The following is a 14,511-nucleotide window of genomic DNA, read 5'->3' on the forward strand; positions in this document are numbered from 1 at the left end:
TCCTGATGAGGATCTGGGCATGAGAGCGTTCATTGCACGATGACCACTTCTTCGGTGTCGCTGCCGCCATTGGATGACGTCACTCGAACCTGGGCTGGCGGATTCGGCGAGATGCCGGTGGCCAGGCTTTTCACTGCGCCATCGCCAATGAGGGCGCCGATGGCGACCCCCGTACCCGTGGTGGCGGTGAGCACCGGTGGTGAGGTTTCATCACTGGTCGAGGCGACGATGGTGATTTGTCCGCTGTTCAGGCTGTACTCGGCACGGGAAATCACCACCAGGTCGGTCAGGGGCGACGACAGGGTAGTGGGAGTGCTACTGGCGATGGCCAGGTGGTTGTCGGCAGTCACTTGCAGGGTGCTCGGCAACGTCGGATCGGTCGACGACTGCGCATACCAGTGGCCGGTGCTGTCCGCTTCGGTCAAGTTCAGCACCGGGTTATTGCTGTCCAGGGTCACAGTCGCCGGTGGCGGCGGGGCCAGGACGAAAACATCCTGCTGGGCCTCAGGTGCACTGGCGCCGGCATGCCGTGAGTAGGTGCTGCGTTGCGCAATGACCGGGGTTGGCCGGACCACGCTGGACAGCTTGCCGGAGACAGCAAAGAGGGTGGTACGCAAGTCCAGGCCATTGGGACCTTCGATGCGCACGTAGTTGGTGTTGAACGGGCTGCCGGTGACGGCTTCCGTGAGGTTCGGGTCGCCGACGAATTGTTCGGCGGCGCCGTTGACCGGGTTGGTCTCGGTATAAGGACCGTTGACACTGCGCAAGAATGGCCCGACATCGCCCTTGAGCGCGCCGTCATAGGTTTCGCCGCGCCGATGCCGATGTCCCGCGTCATGTTGATCGCCCGCCGCCCGGGGGTATCGACGGTGAACACTTCGACGCCGTAGGGGTGGGTCACGACATAGGTCCCGGCAACGGGCACATCGATGCGGATGCGGATTCGCGCGAAGCTGATCTGGTCGCCTTCCACGGGGTCGCCGCCGCTGAAGGCGGCTTCGACTGCCGAGACATAGGTAAGATCGATGCCTCGGGCCGCATCGACGATGGTGGTTTCGCCGGTCGCCCAGAACGCTTCGTCAGGGAAGTTGGTCGGGAAGACCATCGGTTGGGTGTCGTCGAAAACACCTGGTGCGGGAATCAACGAGCACATGTACGTCGGGGCGCCAGGGGCGCTGGGTACCCTGGAGCTGACAGCCTTTGACAGGCATAAATCCAGGGTGCGGCCGTGGGTGTCTTGGTACCACGCAGCGAAATTGCCGTTGGCGGGCAAGTAGGGCCCGGTGTCCACGGCAAACAGCGTCGCGTGCGCAACGCCTTGAGCCAGAGCGGTCACGACCAGGGCGGTCGCGGTTTTGGACAGTAAAGGGTGCATGAGTATTCCCTCTATCAGAGTACCGTCCCTTGGGGGCGGGTCAGTTGCGGGTGAGGTCGGCAACTTCCATACCAATCTTTGAAAACTGACGGCAGAGGCCCGTTATTGAAGGCTTGGGGTGCTACAAAGGTCTGATGGCGACGAACACCGAAGCGGGCGACTGTCCCCACTTTTGGGGTGGATGGGGTCAGTGGGTAGGTGGGGAAAAGAGGGGGAGGGAGCCCCCCGGAAATGGGCAATCGCCGAGCAGTGGGCTATAACCCTATAGGGAGTACCGGGGAACATCGGCCATGAATTCGCAAGTAACAGCCCTTCTCAAAGAACAGGGTGATATTCGCTTGAGCTCGCGCAAACAGCCGTTCAATCTGCTGCGCTGGTTTTCGCTGATCAGCATGGCGATCATCGGCACGGTGGCAGTGGCGTTGGGTGTGGTGTCTACGCGTTTCGTGATTACCGAAAGCGTGCAACGCGATGCGTTGTTGACCTCCCAGTTCATTCAGGCGATTGCGGCGGCCGAGGAGCGTCATGTCTCGTATTCCCACGTGCGGACCATGGGTGAGCTGCTCGACCCACGCAAGGACAAGGATTTTCCCGACGTTGACCCGCTGGCCCGTGCCAACTCGCGGGGCGAGTTCCTCGACCATATCGAGCATTTGCCCGACGTGATCCTGGCCAATATTTATGCGCCTGACCGCATGGTGATCTGGTCCACCAACCCGGCATTGATGGGCACCACGATTCATGCCGATGCCGATCTCGATCAAGCGTTCGCTTCCAAAACCCCGGTGTCCGCCAGCTATCACAACGTGGACAAGGCGCGCATGGAGCAAAATTCATTACCCCCGGACTTCATCTTTATTGAGAACTACATACCGCTGTTCGATGCCGACCGCGATACCGTCACTGCAATGGTCGAGATCTACAAGGAGCCCAAGGATTTGATCGAACGCATGGAGCGCGGCCTGGCGCTGATCTGGCTGGCCACCGCGTTGGGCGGAGGGCTGATTTACCTGGGGCTGTACTGGATCGTGCGGCGGGCGGCGATTCTATTGGCCACGCAGCAAAAACAACTGATCACCAACGAAACCTTTGTTGTACTCGGGGAGATGTCTTCGGCGGTTGCCCATAGCCTGCGCAACCCGTTGGCGACGATCCGCTCCAGTGCCGAGCTGGCGCTGGAGTTTGACAGCGGCCCGGCGCACAAGAACATCAACGACATCATCGGGCAAGTGGACCGCATGTCGAAGTGGATCAGGGAATTGCTGCAATCCTTGCGCCCGCTCAACGATGAGGCGGAGCCGGTGAACCTGGTCGCGTGTTTGCATGACAGTCTGCTGGCCTTCGAGCATCAAATCGCCAAGGCGGGGATTCACGTGGTGTTTCAGCCGAAGGAAACGCCAATGGTGTTGAGCCAGCAGGTGCAACTGACGCAGATCCTCAATAGTTTGCTGGCCAATGCACTGGAAGCCATGGACGAGGGTGGCACCCTGACCATCACGCTGGAGCCAACCGATACCAAAGGTATTTGCGTGGTGGTGAGCGACACTGGCAAAGGCATGAGCGAAGAACAGCGCAGCATGGCGTTCCGTCCGTTTTACACCACCAAGCAAGGCGGGCTGGGGGTCGGACTGGTGCTGGTCAAGCGAATCATGGATCGTTTCGGGGGCGGAGTTACCCTCAATAGCCGTGAAGGCGAGGGCACTACTGTCCGTTTGTCGTTTAATCGGATTCCCTGAAAGCGGGTATGAACTTTCCCCGTTAGCGGGTGTCAAGCCCCAGTCGCTTTTTTCCTGGTATGGCACATTGATGTTGATAAGCCATTGTTTTGTCAGGTTTTAATACTTTCGTATAAATCAGTTACAAATCTGGCGAGCTCTTTGCAAAACCCCATTACCCCCTTCACGACTTCGAGGCGGCTGGTGATGGAAAGAAAAGCGCGTTATCCCTTCAAATGGTTTGGCCTATTGACGCCTGTAGGCGTCGTTCTGACGATGACGCTGGGCACAGCGAGTCTGCGTGCCAGCCCGATCGATGACGAGCGACAGCCTGAACCCTCCGACCCTTCGGCTTACTACGATGAGCCGGCTGACGAAGCCACGGCGTTGAATGCGATTTTGAGCATGCCGGAGGCCAACCAGGACTCCTTCGATTTGCCCGATGGCGTCAAGGGCAACCGCGACGAAACGCGCATAGAGAACGTCCTGCCGCCTGCGGTGCAGACCAGTTTCAATTACCCCACCAATGGCAAGCCGAGCCCGTTGTTTGGTGCTCAGCCCTTTACTCAGCAATTGGTGCTGTTTGAAGAGTTCGGCCCGGAAAAACTCGATCCCACCACACCGGCGGCGCCCTTGGGGTTTCCACCGGCAGCGATCGGCCCGTTGCCACAGCAGGACCCGACCAGTGTGGCCCGCAGTGCACCACCGAGCGCGGCACTCGATGCCTTCATGCGTCAACCGGGGCTGACGCCGTTCCCCAGTCAGTTTTCCAACGTGGTGGACCGCAACCCTTGGCAGGCGCAGATCGAGATTTTCCTCAATCGCCATATCGGCTCGGCGGCTGAAGGTCGTCCGCCAGGAAAGGGCTGGTCACATCAGCGCTGGAATGAGTTCTACCCGCAAATGGCCTACAAAACCGTGCAAACCGGGGTGAGGACCAACACCGGGTGGCGTGACAGTCATCAGATGCATGGCTACGCCGTGGGCGAGTTTGGCCCCGGTGGCCTCTACCACAACGTCGCCGGCGTACAGGCCACCGATGGCACCGCCAAAGGCGTCGATGCGCGTTTCCACCCGAACATGCCGGTGCAGAATCACAACTCGGTCTGGACCTTCGACGGCACGTTGCCGCCTAAACTGCTGATGGTGCGTTACGGCCAGCCGGTGTTGATGCGTCACTACAACGGCCTGCCGATCGACCCGTCGGCCAACATGGGGTTTGGCCTGCACACCATCACTACCCACGAACACAACGGCCACGCCCCGGCGGAAAGCGACGGTTATGCCAACGCGTTTTTCTTCCCTGGCCAGTATTACGACTATCGGTGGCCAATTCAGTTGGCCGGTTATGACACCATCAACACCGATGCGCACGATCCACGCGCGGCGTTCCCTTGCTCACCGGGCGAAACCCTGTGGACCAATGACATGAGCCCGAGCCGCAAGACTTGCGAGAACGGCACGATCAAGATCCGTGGCGACTGGCGCGAAACCATGAGCACCCACTGGTTCCACGACCACATGCTCGATTTCACCGCGCAGAACGTCTACAAGGGCAACGCGGCGATGATGAACTACTACAGCGCCCTGGACCGTGGCAATGAATCGGTGAACGACGGTGTCAACCTGCGTTTCCCAAGCGGCAGTGCGTTGCCGTGGGGTAACCGCGACTACGACGTCAACCTGGTGGTGGCCGACAAGGCCTGGGATCAAAGCGGTCAGCTGTGGTTCAACCCGTTCAACACCGACGGCTTCCTCGGTGACCAGGTGCTGGTCAACTGGCAGTGGAAACCGACGCTGGATGTGCGCGCTCGCAGCTACCGCTTCCGTATCCTCAATGGCTCGGTGTCGCGTTACTACAAGCTGGCGATGGTGCGGGAGATCAAAGGCACCAGCGGCGAATTCCAGGGCCCTAAAGGTTCGGGAGTGTCCTATGCCCGCGTGCCGTTCCACATGATTGCCAACGACGGCAACATCATGGAACACAGCGTGCCATTCGACGGCACCATGGACCTCGACGCCGACGGCGACAAACAGAACCACAACGCGATCCTGCCGACGCAAGGCATTGCCGAACGCTTCGACATCATCGTCAACTTCGCGAAAAACGGCATCAAGCCTGGCGACAAGGTGTTCTTCGTCAACCTGTTGGTGCATGACGACGGCAAAGGCCCGAAAGAGCCAGTGTCGCTGGCAGACGTGCTCTCCGAGAAATACCTGGCGGTGATCAAGCAAACCAGCAAAGGGCCGATGTGGGACAGGGGTGACCCGGCGGTGGGCAAGATCCTGCAACTCAACGTCAAGGCGTACACTGGTCAGGACCTGGCCATGGACCCGGCAGCGTACGAACCGGCCAAACCGGGTAAAGCCGAAGGCCTGGTGATGATCCCGCTGAAGATCCATCGCGACAACGCGGCCGACAAGGCGCTGCTCGCTCAGGCACGTCACCGCACCTTCACCTTCGGCCGGTCGGACGGCACCGATGAAGCACCGTGGACGGTCAAGACCGATGGCGGCTTCGGCTTCCACATGGACCCGCGTCGCTTGAACACCGCGACTCACTTGGCTAACGGTCCGACCGATGCGGGGGCTGCCGGTTTCGGCACCCTGGAGGTCTGGAACATCAAGCTCGGCGGTGGTGGCTGGAGCCATCCGGTGCATGTGCACTTCGAGGAGGGGATCATCCTCAGTCGCGGCGGCAAGGCACCACCGGAATGGGAAAAATGGGCGCGTAAGGACGTGTATCGCATCGGTACGGAAAAAGATGGCCTGGACAACGTCGAGATGGCGATCAACTTCCGCGAATTCGCCGGGACCTACATGGAGCACTGTCACAACACCCAGCATGAAGACAACTCGATGCTGCTGCGTTGGGACATTGAAAAGCCCGGGCAATTCCAGTTGATGCCAACACCGCTGCCAAGTTGGGATGGTGTGCGCTACGTCAACTCCGCCGCACTGCCTACCTTCCGTACTGGCGACGGCTTCGGCCCTAAAGTGACAGTCAAACAATGAAACGCCGCGAGGGAGCCGACATGGACATGAATGTACACACGCCGCGCTCCCGCGCTCTGGGCATGCACCTGATACTGGTACTGGTCGTCTGTTTGTTAGCCAGTCAGGTGCTGCTGGCCCATGAAGGTGTGCTGGCGCCGACGGAGTCGGCGACACCTGGGGCGGCGACTATTTCCCCAACACCCTGCTGACCGACCAGGACGGTCAGCAGGTGCACTTTTTCGATGACCTGATCAAAGACAAGGTGGTGGTGATCAACTTTATCTTCACCTCATGCAGCGACTCCTGCCCACTGGAAACCGCACGCTTGCGCCAGGTGCAAAAGCTGCTCGGCGACCGGGTCGGCCAGGACATTTTTTTCTACTCCATCAGCATCGATCCCTTGAGCGACACACCCGAAGTGCTCAAGGCCTATGCGCAACGCTTCAAGGTCGGGCCGGGCTGGAAATTCCTCACCGGGGAATTTGCCGACGTCACCGAGCTGCGCAAGAAACTCGGGCTGTTCATTGAAGGCGTCGACAACGGGCGCAGCAAGGACCACAACCTGAGCCTGATCGTCGGCAACCAGAGCACCGGTCGCTGGATGAAAGCATCACCGTTCGAGAATCCGTGGATTCTGGCTGATCAGTTGGCCAACACTTTGCAGAACTGGAAAAAAGCCAGCGTCGAACAAAGCTACGCCAACGCCCCGGAAATTCGCCCGCCCAGCAATGGCGAAGAACTGTTTCGTACCCGTTGCGCGTCGTGTCACAGCCTCGGACCGATGGACGGGCAGGGCATCGGCATGCGCAGCATTGGTCCGGACCTGATCGGCGTGACCCGCGAACGCGACCCGGCCTGGCTCAACCGCTGGATTCGCGAGCCGGACAGCATGCTGAAGGAGAAAGACCCGATTGCCGTGGAGCTGTTCGAGCGTTACGACAGAATCCCGATGCCCAACCTGCGTCTGGATGAGAAATCCGCGCAGTCGATTGTGGAATTTTGCAGGAAGAAACTGATCGCCAGCAACCGTTGAAAGCGGCGCAGGCGCAATAGCGGCGAAATACTATCATTGGCTCAGTCAGGCACGTACATTGCCGCCTACACTGATCTGAAATGCGGCTGAACAGGCTAGATGCGAGCATCCAGGACATCCCTATGCCGATACTCGAACAACAACAAGAACCGGTACCGGTCACACCGGCCGTCGCAGGCCAGAGCGGGCGTGGGCAGTTCAATCTGTTGCGCTGGTTTTCCCTGGCCAGCTTTTTCATCATTGCCGCTGTGGCGTTGGGCCTTGGCTATGTATCCACGCGTTTTGTGGTAACCGAAAGTATCGAACGCGATTCCATGCTGACCGCGCAATTCATTCAGGCCATTGGTGACGCCGAAATTCGCCATGCCCTCGATCAGCCCTGCCAGAACCATGGGCGAAATGCTCGACCCACGGTTGGACAACGCCTATCCCGACGTGTCGCCAGGCGCCCGTGCGGCTGCCCGTATTGAATTTCTCGATCACGTGGAGCACCTGCCGGACATTTTGTTGGCGACGGTGTACGCGCTGGATCGTACCGTGGTCTGGTCGACGAACCCGGAGCTGATCGGCGTACGCATCGAAGACGACGATGAGCTGGACTCCCTTTGAAATGAAAGAACCGGTGTCCACCAGCTACCACGAAATTGACGACGAGCGTCCCGAGCAGAAGCTGCTGCGCGAGCCGGAGTACCTGTTCGTCGAGAACTACATCCCGATGTTCAATGCCGACAGAAGCAAAGTGGTCGCCATGGTCGAGATCTACAAGGAGCCGGTCGACCTGGTGGAGCGCATCCAGCGTGGTTTCAAGGCGATCTGGCTGGCAACCGTGTTCGGCGGCCTGGTCATCTACCTTGGGTTGTTCTGGATTGTGCGCCGTGCTTCAGTGCTGCTGCAGAGCCAGCAGAGGCAATTGATCACCAATGAAACTTTCGTCGCCCTGGGGGAAATGTCCTCGGCGGTGGCACACAGTTTGCGTAATCCGCTGGCGAACATTCGCTCCAGCGCCGAACTGGCCCAGGAAATCGCCAGCCAGAATGCGCAGAAGAATATCGGTGACATCATCAATCAGGTCGATCGCATGTCACGCTGGGTTCGGGAATTGCTGGTGTCGTTGCGGCCCATGAATGACGACTGCGAAACGGTCGACCTGGTGCTGGCCATCGATGACACCCTGAGTGCATTCGATGCGTTGATCAAACGGTCGAACGTGCAGGTGCGATTCACGCCTCAAGCCTGCCCACCGGTCGTCAGCCAACAGGTGCTGCTGACGCAAATTCTCAATAGCCTGTTTGCCAACGCCCTGGAAGCCATGCCCAAGGGTGGTCAATTGAGTATTGATATCGAACAGCCACAACCCGGCCATGTACGCATGACCCTTAGTGACACCGGCAAAGGCATGACCAAGCAGCAACAACAGATGGTCTTCAAGCCGTTTTTCACCACCAAACAAGGAGGGCTGGGCGTAGGCCTGGCCCTGGTTAAACGAATAATGGAGCGTTTCGAAGGCTCGGTCGAACTGACCAGCCAGGAGCAGGAGGGAACCCGCGTTTGTCTCAATTTTAAAGCGGCAACGGGAGGGGAATATGGAGCACAGCATATTGCTGGTCGAGGATGACGAAATCCTCGCCGAGAATATCCAGACCTACCTGGAGCGTAAAGACTTCGAGGTAACGGTCTGCCATTCTGCTGAAGATGCACTGGTGCAATTGGGAACGTTCGCCCCTGACGTGGTGTTGACCGACAACTCGTTGCCGGGCATGAGTGGTCACGACTTGATCCAGAAGCTGCGCGTCAGCGCGCCGGATCTGAAAGTGATCATGATGACGGGTTACGGCAATGTCGAAGATGCCGTGGTGGCGATGAAAGAGGGGGCTTTCCATTACGTCACTAAACCGGTGGCCTTGCCGGAGCTCAAGCTGTTGCTGGACAAGGCGCTGGCCACTGATCGCATGGAGCGCACGTTGTCGTTCTATCAGGAACGCGAGGCGCAGAAATCCGGCGTGCAGGCACTGATTGGTGAATCGGCGCCGATGCACTACCTGAAGAACACCATCGCCCAGTTGCTCGACGCCGAGCGGCGCATGGCCAACACCGACTTGCCGCCGGTATTGGTGGAGGGTGAGACCGGCACCGGTAAAGAACTGGTGGCCCGGGCGCTGCACTTCGACGGTCCGCGCAGCAAAGGCCCGTTCATTGAATTCAACTGCGCATCGATCCCTTCCAATCTGGTGGAGTCGGAACTGTTCGGCCACGAGAAGGGCGCCTTTACCGATGCCAAGGACCGCCGTGTCGGTCTGGTGGAAGCGGCCGATGGTGGTACGTTGTTTCTTGATGAAATCGGTGAGATGGATTTGTTGCTGCAAGCCAAACTGCTGAAACTCCTGGAAGACCGGACCATTCGTCGGGTCGGTTCGGTGAAGGAGCGCAAGGTCGACTTGCGGGTGATCAGCGCCACTAACTGCAACCTCGAACAGATGGTGCAGCAGGGCAAGTTTCGCCGTGACTTGTTCTTCCGCCTGCGGATCATTTCCATCAAGGTGCCGCGCCTGTATGCCCGTGGCGAAGACATTCTGCTACTGGCCCGGCACTTTTTAGCCGTCCATGGCAAACGCTATGGCAAACCGAACCTGCATTTCAGTGATCAGGCTGAAGAACTGCTGCTCAGCTATAGCTGGCCGGGCAACGTGCGTGAGTTGCGCAACATGCTGAGCAAACTGTGCTGCTGGCGCAAAGCGACACCATCGCCGCGCATCAGTTGAACGTCTGCCTCAGCCTGGTGGATGATCCGCCGATGTATCAGCATGAGCCGCAAAACCACGAACCACGCCCGATCTACAACGGCACTGAGTCGATGAACCTGCTCTGAAGTCGAGCGCGACATGGTGCGCAAGATGCTCGACAAGACTGACTGGAACGTCACCAAGTCCGCACGGCTGCTGGGCCTGAGCCGAGACATGCTGCGTTACCGGATCGAAAAACTCGGCCTGGCACGTCCGGACAAACGCCAGTGGTAGGCATTGACCTGTGTTACAAGGCGGGGCCCTGGCGCAGGCATGACAACATGCAACTCGGGTCCTCGACTTCCTGGTTCACGTAGACACCGTGTTCCTCGTCATAGGTGCGAATGAACACTCGCACCGACGCGTCCGCCACCGTCGGCAAGCGGGAGTCGTGGAACACGTGCTGACTCGACACCGGGATGAATGTTTGTGGTGAAGTCGGGATGTACGCGCCTGGCGGAACGATGCTCATGGAGGGCGGCACCGGGTGGGAAAAGGGTTGATCCTTCCCGTAATAGCTGAATTCACTGCTTGATTGGTCGGTTTCCATCAGGCTGTCATCCGCGTGCACACCAGTGGCGACCAGGCAAAGGGCAAGCAACAGCGTCTGTTCGAACGTCTTCATGGCAACACCTGCGAAGTCGGATTTCCCGTGTTTCCCCAAGGTCATTAACTATAGCGCTCCCATGAGCAAGCGTCGTTGAGGCGCGGTTTACACGATTACTACAAAGTCTCGATGGGGTGATTTTCAGGCATGAACTAGACTCGGTCCGGTTAATCAACGACCCGATTCTGGAGCGCGCAATGGAAATGCCGACAAAAGAAAATGCCATCGCCAGCAACCGCGAGGCGTGGAACGATTCCGCCCGACACCACAAAGACACCCCCGAATGGAAGGAGCGCTTGATAGCGGTCGCGCAGAAGGATTTTTCCTGCCTGGACCAGACCCTCACCGGCGTGCTGGAACAGGTGGGTGTAGACGGCAAGGACGTGGTGCAACTGGGTTGCAATAACGGACGCGAGAGCCTTTCGCTGTTTGCGTTGGGCGCGCGCACGGTGATTGGCATCGATCAGTCTGCCGCGTTTCTCGATCAGGCGCGGGAGCTGGCGACTCGTTCGCCTCATCAGCCCGAATTTATCGAGGCCGACATCCATCAGCTGCCGCCTGAACTGCAAGGCCGTTTCGACGTGGCGCTGATCACCATCGGTGTCTTGAACTGGATGCCGGACATCGGTGAGTTCTTGCGCCATGTCGCGCAAACCCTCAAGCCCGGCGGCGCGCTGGTGGTGTATGAAACCCATCCATTCCTGGAAATGTTCGACCCGGAGTCAGCCGATCCCTATCGCCTGGACAGCTCGTACTTTCGCAGCGAACCGTTCGTGCAGAACCAGCCGATCGTTTACCAGGGTAAGGTTGAACAGAAGGCTGCGGCGTCTTACTGGTTCGTCCACACGTTGGGTGCGATCTTCACCGGTGCCCTTGAGGCCGGGCTGCAGATCAGCCACTTCAAGGAATACCCGCATTCCAATCGCGAAGAACTGTATGACCGGTATGAGCAGCAGAGGGCGCAATTGCCGATGTGTTTTTCGTTGGTGGTGGTGAAACACTAAACTGGGTAGTGCTACGTCTGGCCCTTGCATCGGAACGCCGCCCGGAGCCGGCTCGCTACCACATTTAACCTGCGTCGCGCGCACATTCGGTGTGCATCGTAGATTTCTTTGTGGAAGCGAGCAGGCTCGCGAAAGCAGTGTCACTGACGCCTCGCACGCCAGTGCAATCAAGCCTGCGCCGCACTCGTCACTTCCGGCCGCCCCGGTTTGCGCAGCGGGTCCAGGCGTGAGCCGGTGTAGCGGGTTTCGCGGTAGAAGCGCCACAGGCCGAACAGGCCGTAGACGTGGGTCACGCGGCCCTGTTCGTGATATCCCATGCGGATGTGCAGTTTTAGGGCCGGGATGTTGTGGGTTTCGCAGACGTCCACCACCTTGTGGCAGCCCCTGCGCCTGCATCGCTTCCCACAGCGCGACTTGAACGTCCACCGACAGGCTGGTGCCGAAATAGGCGCGGGTCATTTCGCCGCCGAACTCGAAGAACTCGCCGGGTTTGACCGGGAACCAGCAACCGTAATAGTGACGGTCGTGGTAGTCGCGGGTACTGCCCCAGATGAACGCGCAGGCATGGCCTTCGTCGTCCAGGTACATATGCCCGGTGTGACCTTCGGCGGCGAGTTCGGCCATGGTGCCGACGCGGTCACCGAAATGCTTGCCGAACGCCGTGGCGTTTTGTGCAGAGATGGTCACCTGGCGCAAGCCGGAATAGGGGCGCAGTTTATGCGGCGGCACCGGGCTGACCAGTCGCGTTCCATCCACAGCAACTCCCAATGGAAAAATACGTAGCGCTTCCACAGTGTATTGAACGTGCGGCTCAGGCCTTTTTGTTTGATACGTTCGCGAAGCTTACCGAGTGCGCTCATGGAGCCCTCCCTAGCCAAGGATTGGTCATGCGTGGATGAAAGTATTGATGGGTATAGATCACGGCGGGCATTTCGCGGCACCGCCGCCACCGGCAATTTATTTCAATGTGTGTAACAGGGTTGACACAATTCAGGCGTCAAGAAATCGCTCGATTTTTATTCCATAACCGCCTGCGCGTGGGTGCTGAACGACTTGCCCGCCGCGTCGTAGGAAACCCGTTTCACCCCCGGCAAACGCTGCTCCAGCAGAGCGCTCAACGACTCACCCTGATCGAGATAGGCGTCGCCAAAATCGGCACCGAGCTGATTGGGGTGCGCGACGATCTCCAGCAGGCCATCAGTCGGTGGCGCTTCATTGCGCAGATCAACCGGGGTGCACACATAGTCGGCAGTGACCCCGGCCAGGTGGCTTAAACGCCGATTGAGCAGCGCCTTGAAGACGCGCTTGGGCAGGCTCAGGTTTTGCCCCAGGTTGCGTGCCAGGCGCACCGCAACCTTTTGCCGCGCGGCGAAACGGGCGACGATCTCACCGATGGGCCAAATGTTGTGCACGTGTTGATGGGAGTCCAGATGACTGGGGCGTAGCCCGTTGTCCACGCAGTGTTGCCATTGCGCTTCGAGCTCTTCAAGCACGGCCTCACGATCCCGTCGGTTGAGCCAGAAGCGGTGGCGGGGCAGGTTGAAGTCGAACACGCCAGCGTTGTCCGCAAAAGTTGCTTCGCCCCAGAATCGATTGGCTCAAGGGGCGCCCGTAGGTGAGGTTGAAGTGCAGCCCGATCCGGCCTTCAAGCATCGGGTGCTGGGCCATCACGCATGCCGCTTCGAAGGCTGGCATGTTGGCCATGGCGGTGGCGGAGCTAATCACCCCGGCCTGGAACGCCCCGAAGATCACCGCGTTTTCGCAGGCACTGAGGCCGAAATCGTCAGCGTTGACTATGACTTGGCGAGGCATTTTCGCTCTCCATGATTGTTGTTGTCGGCTCGGCGGCTTTGGCAGCGGACGTTGCAACAAGTGCGGGTTTGACCACCGCCGCTGCCGCACGCCGGGCTTTGCACTGTTGCCAGGCAGGTTTGAATTGTTGCCAGAGGCGCAGGGCCAGTCCCAACGCAATGCCGCTGGGGCGCCAGGAATAGAAACTCCAGCGCCAATGTTCCAGTTGCCCGGTCATGCGCTCGTGGAGTTGATGGCTGGAGTTTTCCAGGCTGACCCGCGAGGCATCGATCCAGCGCCAGTGCTCGTCCAGCCCCAGCGAATCCACTCTTCAAGCAGCACCCGACCGCTGCCCAGATCGGCGTATTGCGGCAAGAACGCCAGGTTGTAATCGTATAGCCGCCCCTGCTCCAGCAACCCTAGACGATAGCTGATGCATCGGCCACCCAGCTCCAGCACCACCACCCGCACCAAGCCTTGCCCGGCGAGGGCGGTGAAGGCGTGGTCCATCCATTGCCGATGACGTTCGTCAGAGAAAATCCCCACGCCTTCGTCGCCTTTCCAACTCACCGCTTCAACGTCGCTGATGGCCTGCAACAACGGGCCCATGGTCGTGGAATCGGGCGTGATCCGCCGGACGATGGCGCCACACGCAGCGATGCGTTTACGTGCGCGGCGCAGTTTGTAGCGCGGATCGCCGGAAACCTCCTGGTGGTCGGCGTTGCTGATCAAGTGCACCGGGACTCGGCAGCTGAGCCGCCGTTCGGCCGTCGAGCTACGGCTCAACCAGTGGGCCAGCACATTCTCTTCGCCGGTCGGTTCCGACACCTCGTTGAGTTGCAGCAAGGCATGGGGAAGCTGTCGACGGATTTCGATCAAGGCCTTGCGAGTCGCTGCGGCGTCCATGGTCGTGAGCAGGGCGAGGCGGTCGGCGAGGGGATAACCCAGGTGATGCAGCACCCGAAACGGCAGCCTGCCGAAACGCTCGACGGAGGCCACCAGCGGCAGGCAAAACACCAACGCATTGTCTTGCCAACCCAGCAGCACTTGCAGATTCTGCCCGGCACTCAATGCCTGTTCGGACGCCGCCATCCAGGCCAGCGTGTTGAACGGCGTGTGGTCCGCCACCCGCAGACGCAGCGTTTCGTAAGCCGCTGCCGGGAAGTCAGCGGCGCACAGCGAAGTGCGCCATTCAAATCGTACCGCCAT

5 protein-coding genes and 7 pseudogenes are annotated in these 14,511 nt (G+C 59.5%); 7 read left to right on the forward strand and 5 right to left on the reverse strand.

Translation table 11 applies throughout. The features are described from left to right. Positions 1-29: 29 nt before the first annotated feature. A pseudogene (locus AB4N76_RS26020) lies at positions 30-1,153 on the reverse strand (hypothetical protein). A 75-nt stretch (positions 1,154-1,228) separates the two neighbouring features. Between AB4N76_RS26020 and AB4N76_RS26025 the strand changes: the two are divergent. The 6 genes and pseudogenes from AB4N76_RS26025 to AB4N76_RS26050 all read left to right on the forward strand — a co-directional run bounded on the left by AB4N76_RS26025 (position 1,229) and on the right by AB4N76_RS26050 (position 10,134). Beyond that, positions 1,229-1,366, forward strand: a complete 138-nt coding sequence (locus tag AB4N76_RS26025) for a hypothetical protein (protein WP_460164674.1) — start codon at positions 1,229-1,231, stop codon at positions 1,364-1,366. A gap of 299 nt (positions 1,367-1,665) precedes the next feature. After that, the gene (locus tag AB4N76_RS26030) at positions 1,666-3,111 is read left to right on the forward strand and encodes a sensor histidine kinase (RefSeq protein WP_460163734.1); all 1,446 of its coding nucleotides are present in this window, start codon (positions 1,666-1,668) and stop codon (positions 3,109-3,111) included. Positions 3,112-3,297: 186 nt separating this feature from the next. Next, on the forward strand, positions 3,298-6,105 hold the full coding sequence (locus tag AB4N76_RS26035; protein WP_046027952.1) for a multicopper oxidase domain-containing protein: 2,808 nt from the start codon (positions 3,298-3,300) through the stop codon (positions 6,103-6,105). 26 nt (positions 6,106-6,131) lie between these two features. Continuing rightward, a pseudogene (locus tag AB4N76_RS26040) lies at positions 6,132-7,140 on the forward strand (SCO family protein). Positions 7,141-7,242: 102 nt separating this feature from the next. After that, a pseudogene (locus AB4N76_RS26045) lies at positions 7,243-8,735 on the forward strand (sensor histidine kinase). After that, positions 8,704-10,134 (forward strand): annotated as a pseudogene (locus tag AB4N76_RS26050) (sigma-54-dependent transcriptional regulator). The pseudogenes AB4N76_RS26045 and AB4N76_RS26050 overlap by 32 nt, the downstream one beginning before the upstream one ends. Positions 10,135-10,147: 13 nt before the next feature. Here the strand turns inward: AB4N76_RS26050 and AB4N76_RS26055 are convergent. Further along, positions 10,148-10,525, reverse strand: coding sequence for a hypothetical protein (locus tag AB4N76_RS26055; protein WP_046027945.1), 378 nt, complete (start codon positions 10,523-10,525; stop codon positions 10,148-10,150). Positions 10,526-10,704: 179 nt separating this feature from the next. Here AB4N76_RS26055 and AB4N76_RS26060 point away from each other — a divergent pair, with 179 nt between their 5' ends. Continuing rightward, the gene (locus tag AB4N76_RS26060; protein WP_077430383.1) at positions 10,705-11,511 is read left to right on the forward strand and encodes a class I SAM-dependent methyltransferase; all 807 of its coding nucleotides are present in this window, start codon (positions 10,705-10,707) and stop codon (positions 11,509-11,511) included. Between the two features lie 167 nt (positions 11,512-11,678). Here the strand turns inward: AB4N76_RS26060 and AB4N76_RS26065 are convergent. The 3 pseudogenes from AB4N76_RS26065 to AB4N76_RS26075 form a co-directional block, all read right to left on the reverse strand. Beyond that, positions 11,679-12,371: pseudogene (locus AB4N76_RS26065) on the reverse strand (N-acetyltransferase family protein). 156 nt (positions 12,372-12,527) lie between these two features. After that, a pseudogene (locus tag AB4N76_RS26070) lies at positions 12,528-13,323 on the reverse strand (ChbG/HpnK family deacetylase). After that, positions 13,295-14,511, reverse strand: a pseudogene (locus AB4N76_RS26075) (GNAT family N-acetyltransferase). The pseudogenes AB4N76_RS26070 and AB4N76_RS26075 overlap by 29 nt, the downstream one beginning before the upstream one ends.

The organism is Pseudomonas sp. S2_F03 (assembly GCF_054668335.1).